We start from the raw sequence: 23,631 nt of genomic DNA, 5'->3' as shown, positions 1-23,631 counted from the left end.
CGAATAGCTCTACTGACCTTGGCATGGCTTCTCCGTTTCGCAGTCTTGTGACGTTGCAATCGACTCAGTAGTAGATTCATGGGTTTTCTGGCGCACACGAACGAGCTTCTCAATCTCGTCCGCCACGCCATCGAGGTCTTTCGTCAAGCGAGATTCAAAAACGCGATAAACATACCAGCCATCGCTGGAAAGCTTCGAGTTGACAGCTGAATCACGCGCCATATTTGCTTCTAGCTTAGTTTTCCAAAACTCCGGGTTGTTCATGCGTTTAAATTGCGCTTCGAAAGATGGCAGGCCGCGCACTCGCCACGCATTGCCATGCCAAAAATCCCCATCCACGAAAACAACTACGCGTGAACCAGGGAACACGATATCAGGTTTGCCAAACAACTTCGTCCGGACTCGGAAGCGTAGTCGCCGTCGCCACAGAGCGCTACGGAGCTCGACTTCCGGCTTTGTGTCACGATTACGCACCGCAGCCATGATGCGACTAGTCACCTTCGGATCTCGCATTTCACCGCTCCGCTTCCCCACTATTTGTGGAACCGAGGGTCACACGAGTAACAACGTGGCGAACTTCCAAGCCAGCCAGTTCACCAAGCCGAAGTTGACGTGCACGCTCGCCATCCGACAAACGCTCACCTTGTCGAGTGGTAACGACGAGGACCGGTGTTGGAGCTTCGTCGATCCGTGAATTAAGGCCGGCCCAAATAAGGCTCTGCAAATTACGAGACGCACCCCAGATCATCTGGATAAGTTCTGTGCCACTTGTGAGATGACAACGGTTAGGCTTCTCTTGGAGTGTGCCCTTCACCAGATCCCATTCCGGACCAAAGACCAACTGTGCAATTTGGCTCGCGCTCGGCAATGGATTGCGGACTAGATTGGCATAAGGCCCGATTCCACTACGCGCACGATTGTATTGTTTCATCGGTACATCTTTAATCCATAGACGAGTACGTTCGCGAGGCATATATCTCGCTAGAGTCCCGCCAATTTGGTCATCATCAACCCATCGGTTATACCATGCCGATCGCTCGCTAATACTTAGGGCATCCCAGCCGAGTTCATCGGCTTGACGATATATTTTGGCGATGATTTCCCGCCGGAGGGAGTCCTCAATCTCACTCATGATCCACTCGCTAGCGCATCTGGGTCAGGGAACTGCAGTCGATACTCATCGAGAGCGGTTTCGAGACTCGCCGCGTCCTTGATCCATTCGCGCATCAGGCTTTCGGACTGAGCATCGCTGAACTCGAAACGGGTACCCGCTGACGCGAGCCGCAGGGTCTCGATTTCGTCCGCTGAAACCTGTTCGCGAAGGTTCATGATCGCTGCTACACGTCGAATGTCACTTACGAAGTCGAGCGATTCGACATGACTTTTGCCCTCACGCAAACGCAGTCCGCGCCCAAGTTGTTGCACAAAGATCCGGCGACTATGCGTAACGCGCGCAAAGCACAGTATGTTAACGTCCGGTATGTCGACGCCTTCGTTCAGGATGTCAACTGCCGTAATTATCGGAATCTCGCCCTGCCGAAAGCTCATCAGGCGCAATTGGCGCTCTCGGTGAGCCAGGCCCGCGTGGACGGCCTTAACATTTTTCCATTGCGGAACTTGATTGAGAAGATCGGCCAGCCGCTCAGCGTGTTCGACTGTGCGGCAAAACACGACCGCGCGTGGTTCCCGAGTTTTCGACCACGTCTCTATCAGTTGGTCGCGGATTGCCTCATCGCGTTCAGGAAGAAATAGCCGAGCATTCAGATCCTTGATGCTGTAGCTGTGTTGGCTTGCCTCTCGAACAAAGTCCCAGTTGATATTGTCTGAGAACAATCGATATCGAACCTCTGCGAGATAACCGAGTCGCATGCCATCTTCAATACCGAGAGTATAACTAGGCTCACCAAATCGGTGACGAATGTCGAAGCGATCGCCTCTCCAAGGCGTAGCGGTAACGCCGAACCGCGGGACGCCTGGCAGCGCGTCCAACAGCTCGGTGAACTGGCCTCCCTTGGCAACGTGGTGCGCCTCATCGATCATGACTAGCCCCGGCTTGTAGCCATTTCGTACGTATGCGAGCGCAGTAGCGACCGTCGCGCAGGTGATCCCGCGAAGGTCGTCCGGCTTGTGGTCACCGGTCAGCAGTTGAGTACGCACTGATTTTGGAACGTGGAACCACATCGCACGCTCAAGCTGCTCGACTAGATCCTTCGTGTGCGCTACGACAAGTATTTTGTCAGAGGGCCTTTTCCGCAAGTGCCGTGCGATGATCTCGCCACCAATAACCGTCTTGCCTAGGCCCGTCGCGAGGATGAGCAAGGCACGGCCCGTGTCTTCCAGATCTTCAACAATCCGCTCGAAGGCCTTTGCTTGATATTCGCGTAGCGGCCGCTCCGGCAAGCGCGAGGCGCACACGCGTTCACTGTTGTATAGGTCCAGGAGTTCGCGACCGGACCATAGCTCGATTGGATGACCGATTCGGCGCAACGCGTCGCGCCGTGCCTCGGTCTTTGGACCGAACCTCGCGTTAGTGACAATCGCAGCGCGATCTACTCCATAAAACGCCTTAGCTGACAGCACTTCCTCAACCACAGCGGGTGCGATCGTGCCTCGCGACTTCCACTTTGCCTGGAATACCCATCGTTGTCCGCCACGCGTTCCGATGAGGTCCCCGCCTTGGTCATTCGGACCGTCGATGTTCACGACATCTACGAAGCCGAGATGCAGCAAGAGACGCTCCACCTGTCGTGTAAACGCGGCCGGACCGATATCGAGAAGGAAATCAGGAGCCACAAACGACGAACTCATTGCGTGTTCACCTCACTAATCTCGCCCTCGAGTACATCAAGTGTCAGGCGCATCATCGCCAGCTCTAGGCGAGTCTTCCCGCCCGTATCTGCCACAAATTCGCCAACCGTGCCGAGCAAGCGCGCAATTCTCTCAACCTGCCTGTACCGGGCCTCCTGATCATTCCATGTTGACCAAGTGGTAGAGAATACGGTCCCATCCAGCAAAAGGGCGGGGTGGGCTCGGACTAGCACGGCGAAACCCTCTGGTCGAAGGTGCGGGATGAAGGATCCATTCTCCGTCGCTTCCCGCCACACCAGACGCGGCTCAGCGCCGGCCGCGTGACGTTCGGCGGCCTGTTTCTCCTCTGCTCCAAGACTTGCCCACAAGGCCGCCGCGTGCGATGCCGCGACACCGCTCATACCTTCTCGGATTCTGCCGAGTAGCGCGTCCGAGCGCTCGCGCAACGCCGCTTCTGTGAAACGCTGATCGCGAAATTGCTCCGTGACTTCCGCCGCGACTCTGGCCACACTGTCGTCGGTGTTTGCAAGGGCCCGAAGCGCTTCAGCGATCTCGATGATGGCGTAATCCCGAGGATCGCGTCCGTACTCGCGGAACACTTCGTGGTCCCCGTGGACGAAAACTTCAATCGCATTGCCACGCAAAGTATGCGATACACACGGGGTCGAACGGCCCGAGTGGTCCACCAACGGTTCGGGTGTGTCGAAGACCGCGATCGAGCGCTTTCCGAGGTGAGCCACACTCACCACGCTGCTTAGGTCGGCAATTCGGCGCGCGTTCTGACGGTATCGGGCATAGCGCTGCTCTTCTGTCTCAGGCTGGGGCTGCGGTATTGGCAACGTGGGTTGCTGTCGATCGGAGCCTTCTTCTGGCTGACTATCTCCCCCCAAGCCGGTGCGGTCCAGGAGATCATCCGCGGCACTCGAGCCATCTTCGCGCCGGTTGTCATGTTTTGGCCCCGGTCCACGCGGAGTTCTAGAGACTGGCTTGTGCTTCCCTTGTTTAATATCGTCGTGCTGCTGGGCTGCCTCGTACCACTTGTCGTCTGTCTGGTACTCCGGAAGTCCCTTGCGGAACAAACTGGCCCAGTTTCGCGCTTTCTCATGGAGAGGCCCAGAGCCATCTCCTGGGATCAGGCACTTCGTGCCCGCATCATTACGACGGAACGCGTTGAACAGACGGCCAACCGGGGATCCGTTAGCCTCATAGCCCTGCGCTTTCGCCTTCATAGGCTGGAGTGGGCCTTCTCCGCGAACCTCGTTAAGAGCTGTGACCCAATCCAGTGAGTCGCGTTTGAAATCGTTCTTTTGGTAGGTGACCGGAACGTGATCGAGGTGAATTTCCCCAACGATTCGGCCACCCTGCGTCGCGCCCAGCTCGATGGGATATTCAACCATCGTTTCGCCCGTGTCAGGGTTCTCCCATTGAAAAACGCTTTGGTCCGAGATAAGGATTTTTCGACCGTTTCGCAGGAAGTCAATCCCGAAATCACTAGTGCTAAGATAGCGCTGGATGCCGACCCAACCAATTATCCGGCGTTCCCTAAGCTCCAGGTTTTCACTCTCACACTCGGTGCAACTTTCCACTGCCGCACCTCGGTTCCAATGACCGCAGTCCTGACAAGCCCAGGCAGGAGTCAAATTGCGGTCTATCCGCTGGATGGCGCTGATCTCAGACCCCTGGTAGGAGACCGTTCGAGAAGAGCTCCACACGCATGGAAGCCGAGGTCGTACTACAGTTCCATTGACATACAGGCCAAAACCACGGCCGGCCAGCTCCGTCTCAGGCAGTTCGGGAAGAGCATCCCTGCTCCGCAAGAGGTAGGAATAAACCCTGCCTAGCTGTTCACGAATTGTCGTCGCAACCTGCTGTCGACGCAGGGGCGCCCGCTTGTCCGCCCTCAGTTGCCGAACCATAACTTCGGTTCCATGCATATACGGGTCAGCTTTCGGCTCTCGCCGGAGGGGGACCGTGAAACTGCCCTGCCGCTGCATCTCGCGAAAATCGATCTCGGCGATCAGCCAATCTGAGTCTCCGGAACGGGTTGTTCTGACCTCGGTCACCGAACCTAGATTGGCGGTCGCGATGTTGAACCCCATGCCGAACAGACCCAGGCTGCCGTACCGGCTGTTCAGACTATAGCCAGCGCGCAACGACCGCTCGAACTGCTCCAGACTCATACCACGTCCGTTGTCGGCAACGCAGACAAACTCATCCCCGTCTGCGGTGCCGGGCTTCGGGAGAGTGACCTGGACCGCCGGAGGCTCCGATGGGCCACGGTCCTTGTCGGACAGGAAATCGTCGAAAGCGTTGTCGACGAGCTCGGCGAGACATTGCCAGGGTTTGTATGGAATGTCACCGAGCACCTCCAGGAGCCTCGGCGATGGAGTGAGGTCCAGACTCTCGATAGACGTCTCGTTCGCGCTGAGTGACACCCCAGCCTCCCACTTCGCTCGCTTGATTCGGTCCCTGGCCAGGGCCCTGCTCGCCTTGGCACCCCTAGCAAACACCACGGGTACGACATTCGACAGGTTGGCGGCAGCGCGACCGCGGTCGCGGCCACCGGATGCTCGTACTCGACGGGTGAGGTCCCACGCGATTGCCCCGGCCGTGAGTACTCCACGATATCGGGCGGCGCACGACGGCTCGCACCGCCACTCCAGAGGAGGAGACCGTTGAACCTGTGACTCTAGGGAAAACGCTGGCGTATTCGAGGCCCCTGGCCACGATGCCGCCCGGTGGAAGTAGGAGTCGTGCAGTCCGGACCCCGTCGATGCTCAGCATGCGCTCTCGCTGCTACCAAGAGCCAGCAGTCGAAGGAGCAACTTGATGACCTCGCACAACCTCTACGAGTCGGCCACGACCTCACCCATCATCCGAACCGAATAGACTTCAAAGATCCGATCATCAGCGTGCGTGGGGACTGGCATGAACGAGGAAATCTACGTCTACGAGGCAATCGACGCTGAACCTGCCATCACTGAAGCCGAGGTGAAGACCCGGATCGCCTCCGGGGAGTACCGGAAGGTCACCTGGGAGGACGACGGGCGGATCGGTGATGGGTACTTCGTTCAGGTCGGCGAGCGAGGCATGCTCGGCATCGCCATGATTCCCGTACTGGACAATCAGGGCAATCTTCGCCATCAAGGTGTCGCAATACAAGCCAATCCGTTGGACGAGGACCACCGAGATGCGACGATCGAGGCCGAGCTGGGCAAGATCATCGACGACTTCGGTACCGCCCCGGATGGCATCATTCGCCTGTTTACGGGAGCGATTCACATCGAGAGCGGCGAGGGCGAGGACAAGCTCTTCGTCGACGGCGGCAAAGCAGTCCGGGCGCGGACCTGAGCCCTTCCAGGAGAGGCCCCTCCATCCAAGTTCACTGCTTCAGCGTTCGGATATGACTCAAGTCACTTCCATGGTCGACGGGCTGTCGCGTATTGTCGGGAGCGGATGTCCTGTCCCACGGACGAATAACGGACGAGGCTGTTTCTGGCCATGAAAAAACCCTGGCCAACTTATCGTTGACCAGGGTCTTCGTGGTAGCGGGAGGCGGATTTGAACCACCGACCTCCAGGTTATGAGCCTGGCGAGCTACCGAGCTGCTCTATCCCGCGTCGGTATGTAAAGAGTACATCATCCCGGAAACCACCTGCCACAGCGGGTTCGGTGAGTGGGGTCACGTGGTGTTCACCTGGGGTTTCGTGGGATCAGTGGGGCGGGATGCGAAAAGCCCGGCCCTATGGGGGCCGGGCCTTCGCGGTGGTCCTCAGAAGCCGAGGCGTTCGAGCATCTTGGGGTCCCGCTGCCAGTCCTTGGCGACGCGGACGTGCAGGTCGAGGTAGACGCGGCCGCCGATGAGCTGGGCGATGCCCTTTCGGGCCTTGGTGCCGACGCGCTTGAGGCGCTCGCCGCCCTTGCCGATGACGATGCCCTTCTGGGAGGCGCGCTCGACGTAGATCTCGGCCCAGATCTTCTTGCGGGGGCCGCCTTCGGACTCCTCGTCCTCGACGTCCTCGATGACGACGGCGAGGGAGTGGGGCAGCTCGTCGCGGACGCCTTCGAGGGCGGCCTCGCGGATGAGCTCGGCCATCATGACCCGCTCGGGCTCCTCGGAGATCATGCCGTCCGGGTAGAGCTGCGGCGACTCGGGCAGGTGGCCGGAGAGGACGCCGACGAGCTCGTCGAGGTTCTCGCCGGTCTTGGCCGAGACGGGCACGATGTCGGCGAACTCGCCGAGGGCCGCGACGTTGGTGAGGTGGCGGACCAGGGCGTCCTTGGAGACGAGGTCGATCTTGGTGACGACCGCGACGACCTTGGCGCCGAGCTTGGCGATCTCGCCGGAGATGAACTTGTCGCCGGGCCCGGGCTTCTCGTTGGCAGGCAGGCACAGGCCGATGACGTCGACCTCGGACCAGGTCTGGCGGACCAGGTCGTTCAGGCGCTCGCCCAGGAGCGTGCGCGGCCGGTGGAGGCCGGGCGTGTCGACCAGGATGAGCTGGGAGTCCGGACGGTGCAGGATCGCGCGGACGACGTGGCGGGTCGTCTGCGGCCGGTTCGAGGTGATCGCGATCTTCTGGCCCATGATCGCGTTCGTCAGCGTGGACTTGCCCGCGTTCGGGCGGCCCACGAAGCAAGCGAAGCCTGCATGGAAGTCGTTGCTAGGCAAGACGGTTCACCTCTTTGCGAATGACGGACCAGACGGTCAGGTCCGCGCTGATCTCCTGGGCGGCCTTGAGGCCCTCGCCGTCGCCCTCGGCGCCGAAGACCACGGCGGCCTCCAGCGCGTCGGCGCCGGCGGCGTACGCCTGCGCGACGGCGGCCTGGAGGGCCGTCAACCGGAGCGAGGGGAGGTCGACCGCCGCCGAGGCGTAGGTGCGGCCGATGCCGTCGCGGACGGCCGCGCCGGTGGTCTGCGAGACGCGTCCGGCGGCCCCGCGGGCCAGCGTGACGAGTTTCGCGTCCTCGGCGTCGAGGTCCTCCACGTGGAGGTCAGACATTGATCTCGTGCCTTTCGTCGGTTGCGGCTTCCGGAGTCTCGTCGTCGGCTTCGGGAAGGCGCGCGACGCGGACCGTCTCGATGCGGTTGCGCCGGCCCACGGTGCCCTCGGCGGTGAGCTCCAGGCCCGCGAGGCGGGCCCGGTCGCCCGCGAGGGGGACCTTGCCGAGCTCGGCGGCGAGGAGGCCGGCGACGGTGTCGACGTCGACCTCGGGCAGGTCCACGTCGAAGAGCTCCGCGAGGTCCTCGACGGAGAGCCGGGCGGTGACGCGCGCGGTGCGGTCGTCGAGCCAGGCGACGGGCGGGAGCTCCTGGTCGTACTCGTCGGTGATCTCGCCGACGATCTCCTCCAGGATGTCCTCGATGGTGACGAGCCCGGCGGTCCCGCCGTACTCGTCGACGACGCCCGCGATGTGGATGCGGGCGGTCTGCATCTCGCGCAGCAGGTCGTCCACGGGCTTGGAGTCCGGGACGATCGAGACGGCGCGCATGACCTCGCCCGCGGTCGGGTTCGCCCCGTCGTCGAGGCGCACCAGGTCCTTGAGGTAGACGACGCCGCGCAGGTCGTCGAGGTCCTCCCCCACCACGGGGATGCGGGAGAAGCCGGAGCGGAGCGCGACCTGCTTCGCCTCGTCCGCGGGCGTCTCGGCGCTGACCCACACCATCGCAGTGCGCGGCACCATGACCTCGCGGACCACGGTGTCGCCCAGGGCGAACACGGAGGCGATCATGTCGCGCTCGTCGTGGTCGACGGTGCCCTGGGCCTCGGCCGCGTCGACCATCTCGCGGATCTCGATCTCCGAGGTCGCGAACGGGCCCTCGCGGAAGCCCTTGCCGGGCGTGAGCGCGTTGCCGAGGAGGATCAGGAGCTTCGCGAGCGGCCCGAGGGCCGTCCCGAGCATGGACACCGGCCCGGCGACGGCCAGCGCGACCGGGTAGGCGTGCTGGCGGCCGAGCGTGCGCGGGTTGACGCCGATGACGACGAACGACACGACGGTCATGACCGCGGCGGAGAGGACGACCGCGGTCCACGAGTCGTCCCAGTTGTGGAACGCGAGGACCGCGACGATCGAGATCGCGGCGGCCTCGCAGGCGAGGCGCAGCAGGATCAGCAGGTTGAGGTGCCTGGGGAGGTCCTCGGTGATCTTGACGAGCGACTCGGCGCCGCGCCGGCGCTCGCCGGCCAGTTCGGCCGCGCGGGCCGGCGAGACGGCGGTGAGGGCAGAGTCGACCATGGCGGCGGCCCCGGCGACGACGATGAGCGCGACGGCGGCTGCCAGCAGGGTGTACGGCATCGGGGCCTAACTCTCCGCCGCGGCGGCGCGTTTCGCGCGCCAGGCGTCGAGCAGCCGGTTCTGGAGGCCGAACATCTCCTTGGCCTGCTCCGGCTCGGCGTGGTCGTAGCCGAGGATGTGGAGCACGCCGTGGACGCTGAGCATGTGCAGCTCGTCGGAGGTGGAGTGCCCGGCGTCCTTGGCCTGGGCCTCGGCCACCTCCGGGGAGAGGACGAGGTCGCCGAGGATGGGCGTGCCCGGCTCCGAGGAGTCCGGGCGGGCGGGCATCGCGTCGTCCATCGGGAACGACAGGACGTCGGTGGGCCCGGTCCCGCCCATCCAGCGCTTGTTGAGCTCGGTCATGTGCTCGATGTCGACGATGAGGACGGAGAGCTCGGCGAGCGGGTTGACGCCCATCTCGAGCAGTGCGAACTCGGAGACGGCGCGGATGCCCGACTCGTCGACCTCGCGGCCGGACTCATTGATGATCTCGATGCCCACGGTTCCCTCGTTGCCCTCTCGCGGCGGGCCCGCGTTGGCTCTCCTTCGCGGCGTCCCACTTCTCGTAGGCGTTCACGATATCGCTGACCAGCTGGTGACGGACGACGTCTTCCGCCCGGAGCGTGGCGAAGTGCACGTCCTCGACGCCTTCGAGGATGTCGCGGACCACGCGCAGCCCCGAGGTGGCGTTGTTGGGCAGGTCGACCTGGGTGATGTCGCCGGTGACGACGATCTTCGAGCCGAAGCCGAGCCGGGTGAGGAACATCTTCATCTGCTCGGGCGTGGTGTTCTGCGCCTCGTCGAGGATGATGAACGCGTCGTTCAGGGTGCGACCGCGCATGAACGCGAGCGGCGCGACCTCGATCGTGCCGGACTCCATGAGCTTCGGGATCGAGCCCGGGTCGATCATGTCGTGCAGCGCGTCGTAGAGCGGGCGCAGGTACGGGTCGATCTTCTCGAACAGCGTGCCGGGCAGGAAGCCGAGCTTCTCCCCGGCCTCGACCGCGGGGCGGGTGAGGATGATCCGGGTGATCTCCTTGGCCTGGAGGGCCTGCACGGCCTTCGCCATGGCGAGGTACGTCTTGCCGGTGCCGGCGGGGCCGATTCCAAAGACGATCGTGTTGTCGTCGATCGCCTGGACGTAGTGCTTCTGCCCGATGGTCTTGGGGCGGATGGCCTTGCCGCGCTTGGAGACGATGTTCTGCGTGAGCACGTCGACAGGGCGTTCGCCGGGTGCGGACTTGAGCATGTTCTCGGTGCGCCGGATGACGTCGGAGTCGATGTCCTCGCCGTTCTCGATCAAGGCGAGCAGCTCCTTCACGAGTCGTTCGGCGGCGCGCGGCGCGCCGTTGATGCCGGTGAGGGTGATGGTGTCTCCGCGCACGTGGAGGTCGACGCCGGGGAAGCGGCGCTCGATGTAGCGGAGGTTCTCGTCGGCGCGGCCCAGCAATGCCATGAGCGAGCTCTGGTCGCCGACGGTGATCGTGGACGTGATCGTCGAAGAGTTGTTGCCGTTGTCAGAGCGGTCGGTCATAGGCTTCGCCGCGAGGGCTGTTCGCCACCTGCTTCCTCAATGAGAGTCGTCCAGCGGCCGCCTGGGCCGCTGTTTCCATGCCTCAATGGTAGTTCCTGGCCGCGACAGGGGACAGCGAGTAATCGAGGCGGCGGTGTGATTTCATCCCGCCAGCAGCGGTTCGAACGATTTGCCGCCGAGCACGTGGAAGTGCACGTGGAAGATGGTCTGACCGGCCTCGGCGCCCGTGTTCGCGAGGAGGTTCCACCCGGTCTCGGCGATGCCCTCCGACTCGGCGACCGCGGTGGCGCCGGCCAGGACGGCCGCGGCGAGCTGCGGGTCGGCGGCGGTCAGCTCGGCGGCGTTCGCGTAGTGGTCCTTCGGGATGACCAGCACGTGCGTGGGTGCCTTCGGGTGGAGGTCGCGGAACGCGAGGACGCGCTCGGTCTCGAGGACCTTGGTCGAGGGGATGTCCCCGGCGACGATCTTGCAGAAGATGCAGTCGGTGTCGGTCATTCGACGATCTTAGGGCGCGGTCGGTCACCAGCGGCCGAGGCGGGCCTGGAGGACCGCGAGGGCCGCGGGGCCCGCGGTTGACGTGCGCAGGACGGTGTCGCCGAGGCGGACCGGCTCGCCGAACTCCGCCAGCGCGGCGAGCTCGTCGGGGCTGATGGAGCCCTCGGGGCCGATGACGAGGACGATCTCGCCCGCGGCGGCGAGGTCGGTCTTGGAGAGCGGGAGGTCGGCCTCCTCGTGGAGGACGAGGACCTGCGCGGCGGTGCGCAGGCGCTGGACGAGCTGCTTGGTGGTGTGGAGCCCGGCGACGTGCGCGAGGTGGGCGCGGCGGGCCTGCTTGGAGGCCTCGCGGGCGGTGGCCTCCCATTTGGCGCGGGCCTTGTCGCCGCGCGGGCCCTTCCATTGGACGATGGATCGCGAAGCGGCCCATGGGATCACCTCGTCGACGCCGATCTCGGTGAGCATCTGGACGGCGCGTTCGCCGCGGTCGCCCTTGGGGAGGGCCTGGACGACGGTGAGTTTGGGGTCAGGGGCCGGGAGCGTCCGGTTGTCGAGGACCTCCAGGTGCAGGAGCCCGCGTTCGGCGCCGGCCACGCGCGCGGAGGCGACGCCTCCGGCGCCGTCGGCGAGGAGCAGCGTCTCGCCGGGTTGGAGGCGCTGCACGTCGGCGGCGTGGTGCCCTTCGGGGCCGTCGAGGAGGTAGGCGCCGACGGCCGGGAGGGCGTCGACGAGGAAGACCGGATCGCTCACCGGGACAGCCTAGGGCCTGTGCTGCGAGCGGTGTGCCGGGAGGAGGTTGCGGCCGGGCCCGGTGGTCGCCCAGCCGGGCCGCCGATCGTCGGCGGGCGGCGGTCGAAGGTCAGCGGGTGAAGTCGACGGCGCGTTCCCAGCGCAGCCGGCCGGTGATCTTCCGGTACAGGCCCGCGTCGCCGAGGGTGCCGAACGAGTGGTCGAAGCGGCCTTTCGGGAGGTGGTACGGGACGAGGTCGACGTAGCCGTCCTTGTCGGCGGGCGGGTCCCAGCGGTTCGCGGGGGCGAGCACGCGCCATTCGGCCTCGCGGGGCGCCTGGGTGGTGCATTTGAGGACCCAGTACCCGGAGCCGGAGTAGCCGATGACGAGGACGGGGCGCTCCTTGGAGCGGCGCGGCTCGTCCTCGAAGGGGACGTCGGCGAGCCAGCGCTCGCCGGTCTGCGGTCCGCCCGCGGGCGGGGTCGCGTCGAGGCGGGGGCCTCCGGGGGCGCGAGTCGGGGCCGCGCGGCGTCGCAGGACGACGACGAGGGCGACGAGGCCCGCGAGGAGGGCGAGGGCGACGAGCGACAGGGTCGCGGGGTCGAGGCTGATCACGGCCCCGGAGTGTAGCGGAGCCCCGCTTCCGGTTCGCGCCGAGCGCGTCCGGGGCGGGGCCCTGGGGTCGAGGTGCGGTCGCGGACCGGAGCGGGGCGTCCCGCCGTGCCTGCCGCGGGGGCCGTTCGATCCGAGCGGCGCCCGTCCGTCGGGAGCGCCGCGGTTTCGGTCCGTGCGCTACGCGTGTCCGTTGAAAGCGTCGCGCATGCGGCTAAAAAACCCGCTGCCGCCCTTCACTTCCTTGATCTCCTCGTCTCGCAGGGTGGCGAGTTTGCGGAGGAGCTCCTCCTGCTCGGTGTCGAGCTTGGAGGGGGTGCGGACGTCGAGCTCGATGTACAGGTCGCCGCGGGCGCCGCCGCCGCGGAGCTTGGGGACGCCGTGGCCGCGGACCTTCTTGATGGTGCCCGGCTGCGTGCCGGAGGTGACCTCGACCTCGACCCGGTCGTCGAGGGTGTGGATGTTGAGCTTGGTGCCGAGCGCGGCCTGCGTCATGGGCACGCGGACGCGGCAGCGCAGGTCGGAGCCCTCGCGGGTGAAGACCTCGTGGGGCTTCTCGTGGACCTCGACGTACAGGTCGCCGGCGGGGCCGCCGCCGGGGCCGACCTCGCCCTCGCCGGAGAGGCGGATGCGCATGCCGTCCTCGACGCCCGCGGGGACCTTCACGGTGATGCGCCGGCGCGAGCGCACGCGGCCCTCGCCGCCGCACTTGCGGCAGGGGTCGGTGATGATCGTGCCGTAGCCGGAGCAGGCCGAGCAGGGGCGGGCGGTGCGGACCTGGCCGAGGATCGTGCGCTGCACGACCTGGACCTCGCCGGAGCCGCCGCAGGTGCTGCAGGTCTGGGGTTCGGAGCTGCCCTCGGTGCAGGAGCCGTCGCAGGCGTCGCAGAGGATCGCGGTGTCGACGGTCAGGGTGGACTCGGTGCCGAACGCGACCTCTTCGAGGTCGAGGTCGAGGCGCAGGAGGGCGTCGTTGCCGGGCCGGGTGCGCGAGCGCGGGCCGCGGCGGCCGAAACCGCCCATGGAGCCGCCGAAGAAGGCGTCCATGATGTCCTCGAAGCCCATGAACGGCGCGCCCGCGCCGCCGGCGGCGCCGCGCGAGTACGGGTCGCCGCCCGCGTCGACGATCGCCCGCTTCTGGGGGTCCATGAGGACCTCGAAGGCGGCGTTGATCTCCTGGAGGCGCTCCTGCGCGTCCGGTTCGTCGCTGACGTCGGGGTGGTACTTGCGCGCCAGCTTCCGGTACGCCTTCTTCAGTTCGTCCTCGGTGGCGTTTCGTTCGACGCCGAGAATGCCGTAGTAGTCCTTAGCCACGTGCGCTCTGTCCTGTCAGCGGTTCTGTTCCAAAATCTCGGAGACGTACCGGGCGACGGCACGGACGGCCGCGATCGTGCCCGGGTAGTCCATGCGGGTCGGCCCGAGCACGCCCATGTGCCCGACGACGGAGCCGGGCCCGTACCCGGCGGTGACGACGGTCGCCTCGCGGAAGTCGGCGACCTCGTTCTCGTCGCCGATGCGCACCGTGAGGAGCGCGTTCGAGTCGGCCCGGCCCAGCAGCTGCATGAGCACGACCTCCTCCTCGAGGGCCTCGAGGATGGGGCGGAGCGACCCGGCGAAGAAGTTCCCGTTGCGGGTGAGGTTGGCGGCGCCGGCGACGGCGACGCGCTCCTCGGTGCGGGCGACGACGGACTCCAGGAGCACGCGTGCCAGCGCGGAGGCGGTGGCGCGCAGCTCGGGGCGGGCGAGTCCGGCGAGTCCGGCGATGATGCGGGGGGCGTCGGCGAGGGCCTTGCCCTGGAGCTGCTCGTTGACGAGGCGGCGCAGGTCGAGGACGTCGTCTTCGGTGAGCTCGGCGGGGACCTCGACGTAGCGCTGCTCGACGCGTCCGGTGTCGGTGATCATGACGAGCATGAGCCGGGTCGGGGTGAGCGAGACGAGTTCGAGGTGGCGCACGGAGGAGCGGTTGAGGCTCGGGTACTGGACGACGGCGACCTGGTGGGTGAGCTGGGCGAGGAGGCGCACGGTGCGGGTGACGACGTCGTCGAGGTCGATGGCCTCGGAGAGGAAGCGGTGCACGGCGCGGCGCTCGGCGGCCGAGAGCGGCTTGATCTTGCCGAGGCGGTCGACGAAGAGGCGGTAGCCCTTGGCGGTGGGGATGCGGCCCGCGGAGGTGTGGGGCTGCTGGATGTAGCCGGCCTCTTCGAGGTAGGCCATGTCGTTGCGGACGGTCGCGGCGGAGACGCCGAGGGCGTGGCGCTGGGAGACGGCCTTGGAGCCGACGGGCTCCTGGGTGGCGACGTAGTCCTCGACGATGGCGCGCAGCACTTCGAGCTTGCGATCGTCCATCGCCGCCACGTCCCCTCAGTCTCGATGCCGCCGTGCGGTCCGGCGGACCGGGCCGAAGCTCAGTCTGCCGGACTCAAGTTTGGCACTCCCTGTCCAGGAGTGCCAGTGTACGTGTGGGGTCAGACCCCCGGGATGATGAGCGCGCCGTCGTCGGCGACGGTCACCCCGTTGTCGCCGAAGTCCTCTGCCAGCTCGTTCAGGTCGTCGAACGCGCCGTTGTCCTCGTCGAGGGTCGGATATCCGTCGCCGTCCATCTTGCTGGCCTGGGCCTTGGCGGCGACGATGGTGCCGTCCTCGCGGATGGTGACCGAGAGGATCGCGGAGCGGCCGAGGGGCCCGTCCATGCTGAAGAGGTTCTGGCCGCCGCCGAAGTTCCCGAGGGAGTAGGCGATGAGCTTGCCGTTGTAGACCTCCATGCCGCGGAGGACGTGGGGGCCGTGGCCGAAGACGAGGTCGGCGCCGCTGTCGATGCAGGTGTGGGCGAACGCGCGGGTGTCGCCGCGGTCCTCGCCGAGGTAGTTCTCGACGCCTTCGGGGACGTGGCGGTGGTCGGTGCCCTCGGCGCCGAGGTGGGCGGTGGCGACCACGATGTCGGCCTGCTCCTTGGCGGAGGCGACGAGCGCGGCGACGGCGTCGAGGTCGCGGTTGTCGGTGTAGAACGTGTACGGCGCGAAGCCGACGAGGCCGACGGTGAGGCCGCTCTCGGTCTCAACGAGGCAGACCTCGTCCTTGATGCCGCAGATCTCCATGCCGGCGGCGCGGACGGCGTCCTGGGTCTCGGTGGCGCCGTCGGGTCCGGCGTCCCAGCCGTGGTTGTTGGCCTGGTTGAGGACGTGGAAGCCGGCGCCGGCGAAGACCTCGGCGTACTCGGCGGGGAGGCGGAAGTAGGTGCACTGGCCGCCGCCGCACTTGTCGAACTCGAGGGTCGACAGGGCGCCTTCCAGGTTGGCGACGATCACGTCGCCGGTGAGGCTGCCGCTGACGCCGTCGAAGAAGCTGGCGCCGTCGTCGGAGGCCATCTGGTTCGGGTACGAGCCGGGCATGGTGTCGCCGACGTGCGTGATGGTGATCTCGCGGGGCGGCTCGGGCGAGGGGGACTCCGAGGGGGTCGCCTCGGCGGCGCCGGCGCCGCCGTCGTCCGCTGCTGGCGGCTCCTCCTCAGAGCACGCGGCCAGGGCGAGGCCGGCGAAGGAGGCGGCGAGGACGCCGCGGCGGGAGGCGGCGGGGGATGGTGTGCGCATGGGCGGTCGGACTCCGAGGTCGAGGATGCAGGGGTCGGGGCCGCCGGTCCCGTCCTGGGACCTCGGTGCCGGGGGTCGGCGCGGCCCGCGCCGGCGGGGCCGACTGGGGACCGGCTCGCCGCGACGGGTCAAATCTACGGGGCGCTCGCTTGTACGTCGTCAGGCGGTGAGGTCTCTCACCACGGCGTCGGCGAGGAGTCGACCGCGGAGCGTGAGGACGAGGCGGCCGTCCCGGAGTTCGGCGAGTCCTTCGGCGGCAACGCGTTCGGCGGCGGCAGCGCCGTCGGGGCGCAGTTCGTCGAGCGGGAGGCCGCTGGCGAGGCGGGTGAGCAGGAGCACCCGTTCGAGGTAGCGGTCGTCGGGGGTGAGGAGCTCGTGGCCGGCGACGGGCAGGTCCTGGGCGAGCGCGGTGCCGTAGGTGGAGGGGTGCTTGTGGTTCCACCAGCGGACGCCGGGCAGGTGGGAGTGGGCGCCGGGACCGGCGCCCCACCAGTGGCCGCCGTCCCAGTAGAGAAGGTTGTGGCGGCAGCGGGCGTCGTCGGTCTTGGCCCAGTTGGAGACCTCGTACCAGGAGAAGCCGGCGGCGCTGAGCGCGGCCTCGGCGGCGAGGTAGCGGTCGGCGGCGACGTCGTCGGAGGGCCGGGGCACCTGGCCGGCGCGGATGCGGCGGGCGAGGGCGGTGCCGTCCTCGACGATGAGCGCGTACGCGGAGACGTGGTCGACGCCGGTGTCGACGGCGGCGGCGAGGCTGTTCGCGAAGTCGGCGGCGCGCTCGCCGGGGGTGCCGTAGATGAGGTCGAGGCTGACGTGCTCGAAGCCGGCCCGGTGGGCGTGGGCGACGGCGTTCAGGGCCTTCTGGGGGGAGTGCTCGCGGTCGAGGACCTGGAGCACGTGGGAGGCGGTGGACTGCATGCCGATCGAGAGGCGGGTGAAGCCGCCGTCGTGGAGTTCGGCGAGGTAGTCGGCGTCGACGGACTCGGGGTTGGCCTCGGTGGTGGCCTCGTAGCCGTCGGCGAGGCCGAACTCGCGGTCGATCTCGGCGAGGATCGCGGCGAGGTCGGCGGCGGGCAGGAGGGTGGGGGTGCCGCCGCCGAAGAAGACGGTGTCGACCTTCGGGCGGGCCGCGCCGCTCCGGTCCTCGAACCGGGCGGCGGCGGCGCGGATCTCGCTGCGGACGATCGCGGCGTAGGTGTCGCGGGAGACGCCCGCGCCCAGTTCGGAGGCGGTGTAGGTGTTGAAGTCGCAGTACCCGCAGCGTGAGACGCAGAAGGGGACGTGGACGTAGAACCCGAATCCGGCCTTCCCGGTCGAGGGGTCGGCGGCGGCCGCGGCGATGTCGGTTGCGGGACTGGTGGACACCATGTCTACGGTACTGGTGTGAACGGCAACGACGCTCTCATCAAGTACCGCGCGGACCTGAACGTGGCCTCGATTACCCTCGACGCCCCGCAGCGGCGCAACGCGCTCTCGACCCGCATGATCGGCGAGCTGCGCGCGGCCCTCGCCGAAGCGGTGGCGGACCCGGTCGTGCGGGTCATCGTGATCGACCACACCGGGCCGGTGTTCTGCGCCGGCGCGGACCTGAAGGAGTCGGCCGCGGCGACGCGGCTCGAAGACCTCCCGGCCGCGCACCTCGCCGAGCTGCTGGCGGACCTCGACGAGGCCCCGAAACCGGTGGTCGTGGTCGCGAGCGGCGGCGCGAAGGGCGGCGGCATGGGGCTCATCGCCGCCGCGGACCTGGTGGTCGCCGTCTACAACGCGCCGATGTCGTTCAGCGAGGTCAAGCTCGGGGTGGTGCCCGCGGTGATCGCGCCCGTGGTGGCGCGCCGGCTCGACCGGGGGCTCATGCGGCGCCTGCTCCTCACCGGCGAGTCCTTCGACGCGACGGCGGCCCAGTCTTGGGGCCTGGTCGCGCACTCGGTGGCCCCGAACGCGCTGGCGAAGTGGCAGGGGGAAATCGTGGAGCGCCTCGTGTCGGGCGGGCCGTCGGCGCAGGCGGGCATCAAAGCGCTCACGGCCACATCGGATCTGCGCGGGGAGCTGCGCGCCGCGGCGGCCCTGACGGCGGAGTACTTCTTCTCCGAAGAGGGGCGCGAAGGGGTCCGTTCGTTCATTGAGAAGCGGCCCGCCTCCTGGGTAGGATTACCAGCCGCCGAACCGACCTGATCGGAGTCACCTGTGCGCGCACTTCTGGCCCTGACCTCGCTGCTCGCAGCCCTCGTCCTCGCGGGCTGCACCGAGGACGCGCGGGACGCCCTGCGCCCCAGCCCGACCGGCTGCTACTTCACGACGGGCATCGGTGAGACGCACCTCACGTCTGAGCAGGCGTCGAACGCGGCGACGATCGCCGCGGTGGGGCTGCGCGACGGCATGGACGAGCGGGCGGTCGCGGTGGCGATCACCACGGCCTTCCAGGAGTCGGAGCTGAAGAACGTGAACTACGGCCACGACGACTCGCTGGGCCTGTTCCAGCAGCGTCCGAGCATGGGGTGGGGCACCGAGGAGGAGCTCATGGACCCCGTCTACGCCTCGTTCAAGTTCTACGAGAAGCTGCGCCGCACCGACGGCTGGGAGGACATGACGCTCGCCGAGGCCGCGCAGGCGGTGCAGATCAGCGCGTACCCGGAGCTGTACGAGCAGTGGGAGGACGAGGCGGTGGTGGTCGCCGCGGTCTTCGCCGGGGGCCACGCGTCGGGCATCGGATGCGTGAAGGGGAACGCGCCCGAGGTGGCGTCCGACCCGTCGCTCCTCGCGGAGGCGTTCGCGTACCATTGGGGCGCGGAAGTGTCCGAAGTGGACGGTTCGACGGTGGTGGTCGACCCGGGCGACGCCACCGAGGGCTGGAACCGGGCGGCCTGGGCGGTCGCCAGGTCCTACGACTTCTCCATCGCCAGCGTCGCGTACGGGGGCATGGTCTGGGCCGCGGGAGAGGACGGCTGGACCGAGCCGGACGCGGAGGAGGACGGCGAGGCCGCGGTCGCCGTCGCGAACGACAGCCACGCCGCCGTCATCATCACCTTCGCCGCCGCCTGAGCAGCCGGGCGGCAGAGTTCCGCCCCGGTTCACCACCGCGACGTCCGGACGTTCCGGGCAGTCAACGCTCGCTTGCTGGGCTGTGTGGGTCACAAACCCGCTCAACTCCCCCGAAGCGAGGTACATACCATGCGCATTTCGCGCCGAATCCTGCTCGCCACCTCCGGTGCCGCCGCCGCGACCGCGGTCCCCGCGGCCGCCTGGGCCGAGACGAGGATCCACCCCGTCCTGGAGGCCGACCCGTTCACCCTCGGCGTCGCCTCGGGCGACCCCGAGCCCGACGGCGTGGTCCTGTGGACCCGCCTGGCGGTGAACCCGCTCGCCGAGGACGGCTTCGGCGGCATGCCGAACGGCGTCTTCGACGTCAAGTGGGAGGTAGCCAAGGACGAGCGCTTCCGCCGCCGCGTCGCCTCCGGCCGGGTCGAGACCGCCGCCGAGGTCGGCTTCAGCGTCCACATCGAAGTCGACGGCCTGGAGTCGGGCCGCGAGTACTACTACCGCTTCAAGACCGGCCGGTGGACCTCGCCGGTCGGGCGCACCCTCACCGCGCCCTCGCGCCGGTCCATGCCGGACGAGCTGCGCATGGCGTTCGCGTCCTGCTCGCAGTACGAGCACGGGTACTTCACCGCCTACCGGCACATGGCCGAGTCGCGGCCCGACCTGATCCTCCACCTGGGCGACTACCAGTACGAGTACAAGGCCGGCGTGTACAACTCCCCCGACGGGAACGTGCGCGACCACGAAGGGCCCGAGACCGTCACGCTCGCGACCTACCGCCAGCGCCACGCCCAGTACAAGGCCGACGCCGACCTCCAGGCCGCGCACCTGGTCGCGCCGTGGCTGGTCATCTGGGACGACCACGAGACCGAGAACAACTGGGCCGACGAGGTCCCCGAGAACGGCTCGGACACGCCGGACCCGGCCGACTTCCTGGTGCGCCGGGCCGCGGCGTTCCAGGCGTACTGGGAGAACATGCCGCTGCGGCGCACCTCGGTGCCCGAGGGCATCGACATGCAGCTGTACCGGCGGGTCCGGTGGGGCCGCCTGGCGAACTTCCACATGCTCGACACCCGCCAGTACCGCGACGACCAGGCGTGCGGCGACGGCACGCAGTCGAACTGCGCCGACGCGTGGGACGAGTCCCGCACGATCACCGGTGCGGCGCAGGAGGAGTGGCTGATCGACGGCTTCCACGAGTCGACGGCCCGCTGGGACGTGATCGGCCAGCAGGTGTTCTTCACGCAGCGCGACAACAGCGCCGCCGCCGACGTGCTGCGAACGAGCATGGACGGCTGGGACGGGTACGCGGCCTCGCGGCAGCGGATCATCGACGGCTGGGTCGAGGCGGAGGTGCGGAACCCGGTGGTGCTCACCGGCGACGTGCACACGCACTGGGCCGGCGAGATCCTCCCGGACTTCCCTGACGCGCAGGGCGCCTCGGTCGGCGTGGAGCTCGTCGCCACCTCGATCACCTCGGGCGGCAACGGGGTCGACTCGGTGCCCGAGGACAACTCGGCGCTGGTCATCAACCCGCACATCAAGTTCCGCAACGCGCAGCGCGGCTACGTCGAGACGGTCATCACGCCCGACCAGATGGACGTGAACTTCCAGGTGGTGCCGCAGGTGACCGTGCAGGACGCACCGGTGTACACGCGCCGGTCCTACACGATCGCCGACCGGGACCGCTCGCTCCACCAGACCTACGACCGGCCCGTGGACGTGTCGACGATGTCGACGAACACGAGCCCGTTCGCGGACTCCGACGAGCTCGCGGACGACTACCTGAACTAGTCCTCCCGCACGGGAGAGGGCGGCGACGTGTCGCGCGGTGCCGTCCTCTCCGCCTCCGCCCGAACAGGTCGCCCGGGGGCGCCGGAACGCCGCGTCAGGGCGGCTTCACCGTGGAAACACCGGTCCCCGGAGTTTGCTTCGGGAGGCTACAGTGAGCAGTGATAGCACACCCTTCTCTCTGCCCGGAGCAGCGACTATGACGTATCCGCCGCAATCGCCCGAACCGAATCAGTACGGCGCCGCACCCGGTCCGGGGGGACCGGCCCCGCAGCCCGCAGGGCCCGACCCCCTCGTCGAGTGGGGCGTCAAGGAGCACCCGGGCCGGCCCAAGAAGATCAACCAGCTGACGCAGCTGCTGTGGGGGTACGTGGCCCTGTCGGTGCTCATGGTGCCGCTCGCGATCATCGCCATGGTCACCGCGCCGTGGTGGGCCGCCACCGGCTTCCTCGTGGTCTCCGCCATCATCGGCCTGATCTTCCACGGCGGCGTGGCGATCACGCTCGCCTGGTTCATCACCAAGAGCCGGCTGGGCGCCTTCGGGGCCCAGGACCCGCGCATCGGGCTGTACATCGGCTACGGCCTCCTCGGCCTGTTCTCCCTCGGCGGCCTGTGGGTCGGCTGGGGTTGGATCGCCGCGGTCGGCGCGCTCGTCTCGCTCGCCCGCCTCGGCGCCGTCGGCTTCAGCTTCTACCTGCTCACCCAGCCCGAGGTCGAGCACTACCTGCGGGCGCAGCCCGGCAACCAGCCGAAGGCCCCCGCCGCGCCGCCCCAGGGCTACCCGCAGCAGCAGGGGTACCAGCAGGCCCCCGGCCAGCAGCCGCAGGGCTACCCGCAGCAGCAGCCCGCGCCCGGGTATCCGCAGCAGCAGCCCCCGAACCCCGGCCAGCAGCAGGCGCCTCCGCCCGGGTACCCGCAGCAGTAACTGAGACCCCAAGGGGCGGAACCACTTCGGTTCCGCCCCTTCGTCGTGCCCGGGGTCCGCGCGGGAGCCGCTCCGAAAATTTAGGCAATCGGTTGCATCGAAACCATTGACTCCCTGAAAGCCCTTGCCTTAGATTCATTCAAATGCCTCAATGTAACCCTCACGAGAGGTGAACTCCGAATGCGAAGTACTACGAGACTGCGGATCGGGGCGGTCCTGGCCGCCGCCGCGGTGGTGATCGCGGGAAGCGCCATGTCGATGACGATGGCCGCCGCCGAGAACACCGACGACCCGTCCTTCTCCGCCCAGGCCCTCGGCACTAACCTCAGCATCGGCGCGGGCGCCGACGGCACGAGCAAGGCCAGCGGCACCAGCTACGGCAACGTCATCGACGGCAACGCGACCACCTACTGGTCCCCCAGCGGGAGCACCGGGCGCATCTCCGTCAAGTGGGGCTCGGCGCAGACCGTCTCCACCGTCGTCATCACCACGGCCTCCGGCAGCGGCACCATCGGCAACTGGCAGGTCGTCAACAACGACAACGGGTCCGTGCTGGCCTCCGGCACGGGCGCGGGCACCATCACCTTCGCGGCGACCTCCACCAAGAAGATCAACTTCGTCATCGCCAGCGCCAGCGGCACGCCGCGCATCGCCGAGTTCGCGACCTACGCGGGCACGCCCGACGGCGGCGGCACCACCGAACCCCCGACCGAGGAGCCCACGACCCCGGGCGACCCCGGCACCACCCCGCCGCCGAGCTCCGACGCGCTCTACGCCGCTCCCAACGGCTCCGCGAGCGCCGACGGCTCGATCTCGAACCCGACCACGCTCGCCTCGGCGATCTCCCGCATCAACGCGGGCGGCACGATCTACCTGCGCGGCGGCACCTACAACCTGTCGAGCACGATCGACATCCCGCCGGGCAAGGACGGGGCCTCCGGCAACCGCACCGAGCTGTTCGCCTACGGCACCGAGAAGCCGGTCCTGAACTTCTCGGCGCAGGCCGAGAACACCGCCAACCGCGGCATCGCGCTCGGCGGCGACTGGTGGCACTTCAAGGGCTTCACGGTCGAGCACGCCGGCGACAACGGCATCCTGGTCGGCGGCAGCAACAACGTCATCGAACGGGTCGTCACCCGCCACAACGCCGACACCGGCCTCCAGATCGCCCGGTACACCGCGGGCGCGCCCTCCAGCGAGTGGCCGGCGAACAACCTCATCCTCAGCTCCGAGTCGCACGACAACGTCGACTCCGACGGCGAGGACGCGGACGGCTTCGCCGCCAAGCTCACCTCCGGCTCCGGGAACGTCTTCCGGTTCTGTGTGGCCCACAACAACATCGACGACGGCTGGGACCTGTACACCAAGGGCGACACCGGGCCCATCGGTGCGGTGACCATCGAGGACTCGCTCGCGTACGACAACGGCACGCTCTCCAACGGCGGCCAGGCCGGCAACGGCGACCGCAACGGGTTCAAGCTCGGCGGCGAGGACATCGCCGTCAACCACACCGTGGTGCGGACCATCGCGTTCGAGAACGGCAAGCACGGGTTCACGTACAACTCGAACCCGGGCGCCATGACGATCTCGAACAACCTGAGCATCCGCAACACCGAGCGCAACTTCAGCTTCGACGAGGGCAGCCACGTCTTCCGCGGCAACACCTCGTGCGACAGCGGCTCCAACGACCGCATCGTCGGCAACTCCGACAGCTCGAACCAGTGGGACACCGGCTCGAACGGGTCCCGCTGCTCCGCCTACGGCGGCAGCCTGAGCTGGAGCTTCAACTCCGGCGGCACCCTCGTGGTCACCATCGGAGGGGCGGTGGTCGACCTGTAGGGCC

22 protein-coding genes and 1 tRNA gene are annotated in these 23,631 nt (G+C 67.5%); 6 read left to right on the top strand and 17 right to left on the bottom strand.

The annotated features are described in order from the left end of the window. Nucleotides 1-9: 9 nt before the first annotated feature. From ABD419_RS16575 to ABD419_RS16560, 4 genes are read right to left on the bottom strand one after another with little or no spacing between them, the layout of a single operon-like run. Entirely contained in the window at nucleotides 10-513 is a 504-nt protein-coding gene (locus ABD419_RS16575; RefSeq protein ID WP_344488330.1) for a very short patch repair endonuclease, read from the bottom strand. A gap of 1 nt (nucleotide 514) precedes the next feature. Next, on the bottom strand, nucleotides 515-1,132 hold the full coding sequence (locus tag ABD419_RS16570) for a hypothetical protein (protein ID WP_344488328.1): 618 nt from the start codon (nucleotides 1,130-1,132) through the stop codon (nucleotides 515-517). Beyond that, nucleotides 1,129-2,793, bottom strand: coding sequence for a DEAD/DEAH box helicase family protein (locus ABD419_RS16565; RefSeq protein ID WP_344488326.1), 1,665 nt, complete (start codon nucleotides 2,791-2,793; stop codon nucleotides 1,129-1,131). Before ABD419_RS16565 ends, ABD419_RS16570 begins: the two co-directional genes overlap by 4 nt. Nucleotides 2,794-2,804: 11 nt before the next feature. Beyond that, nucleotides 2,805-5,243: an ATP-binding protein gene (locus tag ABD419_RS16560; protein WP_344488324.1), complete on the bottom strand. Its 2,439-nt coding sequence runs from the start codon at nucleotides 5,241-5,243 to the stop codon at nucleotides 2,805-2,807. 493 nt (nucleotides 5,244-5,736) lie between these two features. Here ABD419_RS16560 and ABD419_RS16555 point away from each other — a divergent pair, with 493 nt between their 5' ends. After that, entirely contained in the window at nucleotides 5,737-6,159 is a 423-nt protein-coding gene (locus ABD419_RS16555; RefSeq protein ID WP_344488322.1) for a hypothetical protein, read from the top strand. A gap of 192 nt (nucleotides 6,160-6,351) precedes the next feature. Here ABD419_RS16555 and ABD419_RS16550 read toward each other — a convergent pair. The 13 genes from ABD419_RS16550 to hemW all read right to left on the bottom strand — a co-directional run bounded on the left by ABD419_RS16550 (nucleotide 6,352) and on the right by hemW (nucleotide 17,404). After that, nucleotides 6,352-6,428 (bottom strand) — tRNA-Met (locus ABD419_RS16550). Nucleotides 6,429-6,580: 152 nt separating this feature from the next. Beyond that, nucleotides 6,581-7,480: a GTPase Era gene (gene era / locus ABD419_RS16545; RefSeq protein WP_344488320.1), complete on the bottom strand. Its 900-nt coding sequence runs from the start codon at nucleotides 7,478-7,480 to the stop codon at nucleotides 6,581-6,583. Then, nucleotides 7,473-7,811 (bottom strand): cytidine deaminase, encoded by a 339-nt coding sequence (locus ABD419_RS16540; protein ID WP_425556087.1) that lies wholly within the window; start codon nucleotides 7,809-7,811, stop codon nucleotides 7,473-7,475. The genes era and ABD419_RS16540 overlap by 8 nt, the downstream gene beginning before the upstream one ends. Further along, nucleotides 7,804-9,105, bottom strand: coding sequence for a hemolysin family protein (locus tag ABD419_RS16535; protein ID WP_344488318.1), 1,302 nt, complete (start codon nucleotides 9,103-9,105; stop codon nucleotides 7,804-7,806). Before ABD419_RS16535 ends, ABD419_RS16540 begins: the two co-directional genes overlap by 8 nt. Before the next feature lie 6 nt (nucleotides 9,106-9,111). Continuing rightward, on the bottom strand, nucleotides 9,112-9,585 hold the full coding sequence (ybeY, locus tag ABD419_RS16530) for an rRNA maturation RNase YbeY (RefSeq protein ID WP_344488316.1): 474 nt from the start codon (nucleotides 9,583-9,585) through the stop codon (nucleotides 9,112-9,114). Beyond that, complete coding sequence (locus tag ABD419_RS16525) at nucleotides 9,563-10,618, bottom strand: PhoH family protein (RefSeq protein WP_344488314.1); 1,056 nt, start codon at nucleotides 10,616-10,618, stop codon at nucleotides 9,563-9,565. The genes ybeY and ABD419_RS16525 overlap by 23 nt, the downstream gene beginning before the upstream one ends. Nucleotides 10,619-10,759: 141 nt before the next feature. Then, nucleotides 10,760-11,113 carry a histidine triad nucleotide-binding protein gene (locus tag ABD419_RS16520; RefSeq protein ID WP_344488312.1) on the bottom strand — a complete coding sequence of 118 codons (354 nt, stop codon included), beginning with the start codon at nucleotides 11,111-11,113 and terminating at the stop codon, nucleotides 10,760-10,762. Between the two features lie 24 nt (nucleotides 11,114-11,137). After that, nucleotides 11,138-11,863, bottom strand: a complete 726-nt coding sequence (locus ABD419_RS16515) for a 16S rRNA (uracil(1498)-N(3))-methyltransferase (RefSeq protein WP_344488310.1) — start codon at nucleotides 11,861-11,863, stop codon at nucleotides 11,138-11,140. Nucleotides 11,864-11,972: 109 nt separating this feature from the next. Then, entirely contained in the window at nucleotides 11,973-12,458 is a 486-nt protein-coding gene (locus tag ABD419_RS16510; RefSeq protein ID WP_344488308.1) for a hypothetical protein, read from the bottom strand. A 177-nt stretch (nucleotides 12,459-12,635) separates the two neighbouring features. Next, nucleotides 12,636-13,769, bottom strand: coding sequence for a molecular chaperone DnaJ (gene dnaJ / locus ABD419_RS16505; RefSeq protein WP_344488306.1), 1,134 nt, complete (start codon nucleotides 13,767-13,769; stop codon nucleotides 12,636-12,638). A 15-nt stretch (nucleotides 13,770-13,784) separates the two neighbouring features. Beyond that, nucleotides 13,785-14,801, bottom strand: a complete 1,017-nt coding sequence (hrcA, locus tag ABD419_RS16500) for a heat-inducible transcriptional repressor HrcA (protein ID WP_344488304.1) — start codon at nucleotides 14,799-14,801, stop codon at nucleotides 13,785-13,787. 119 nt (nucleotides 14,802-14,920) lie between these two features. Continuing rightward, nucleotides 14,921-16,042 carry a CapA family protein gene (locus tag ABD419_RS16495; protein ID WP_344488302.1) on the bottom strand — a complete coding sequence of 374 codons (1,122 nt, stop codon included), beginning with the start codon at nucleotides 16,040-16,042 and terminating at the stop codon, nucleotides 14,921-14,923. Nucleotides 16,043-16,201: 159 nt separating this feature from the next. After that, nucleotides 16,202-17,404 carry a radical SAM family heme chaperone HemW gene (gene hemW / locus ABD419_RS16490; protein WP_344488300.1) on the bottom strand — a complete coding sequence of 401 codons (1,203 nt, stop codon included), beginning with the start codon at nucleotides 17,402-17,404 and terminating at the stop codon, nucleotides 16,202-16,204. 15 nt (nucleotides 17,405-17,419) lie between these two features. Here hemW and ABD419_RS16485 point away from each other — a divergent pair, with 15 nt between their 5' ends. The 5 genes from ABD419_RS16485 to ABD419_RS16465 all read left to right on the top strand — a co-directional run bounded on the left by ABD419_RS16485 (nucleotide 17,420) and on the right by ABD419_RS16465 (nucleotide 23,627). After that, the gene (locus ABD419_RS16485; RefSeq protein ID WP_344488298.1) at nucleotides 17,420-18,208 is read left to right on the top strand and encodes an enoyl-CoA hydratase-related protein; all 789 of its coding nucleotides are present in this window, start codon (nucleotides 17,420-17,422) and stop codon (nucleotides 18,206-18,208) included. A 12-nt stretch (nucleotides 18,209-18,220) separates the two neighbouring features. Continuing rightward, nucleotides 18,221-19,075, top strand: a complete 855-nt coding sequence (locus ABD419_RS16480) for a hypothetical protein (RefSeq protein ID WP_344488296.1) — start codon at nucleotides 18,221-18,223, stop codon at nucleotides 19,073-19,075. A 129-nt stretch (nucleotides 19,076-19,204) separates the two neighbouring features. After that, nucleotides 19,205-20,866, top strand: coding sequence for an alkaline phosphatase D family protein (locus tag ABD419_RS16475; RefSeq protein WP_344488294.1), 1,662 nt, complete (start codon nucleotides 19,205-19,207; stop codon nucleotides 20,864-20,866). A gap of 196 nt (nucleotides 20,867-21,062) precedes the next feature. Beyond that, complete coding sequence (locus ABD419_RS16470; RefSeq protein ID WP_344488292.1) at nucleotides 21,063-21,788, top strand: hypothetical protein; 726 nt, start codon at nucleotides 21,063-21,065, stop codon at nucleotides 21,786-21,788. Between the two features lie 180 nt (nucleotides 21,789-21,968). Next, nucleotides 21,969-23,627, top strand: a complete 1,659-nt coding sequence (locus ABD419_RS16465; protein WP_344488290.1) for a hypothetical protein — start codon at nucleotides 21,969-21,971, stop codon at nucleotides 23,625-23,627. The last annotated feature ends 4 nt before the right edge of the window (nucleotides 23,628-23,631 follow it).

Source organism: Glycomyces endophyticus (assembly GCF_039531525.1).
Taxonomy (GTDB): Bacteria; Actinomycetota; Actinomycetes; order Mycobacteriales; family Micromonosporaceae; genus Glycomyces; species Glycomyces endophyticus.
The sequence above is the reverse complement of the archived record's forward strand: the minus strand, read 5'-3'. Positions and strand labels throughout refer to the sequence as shown.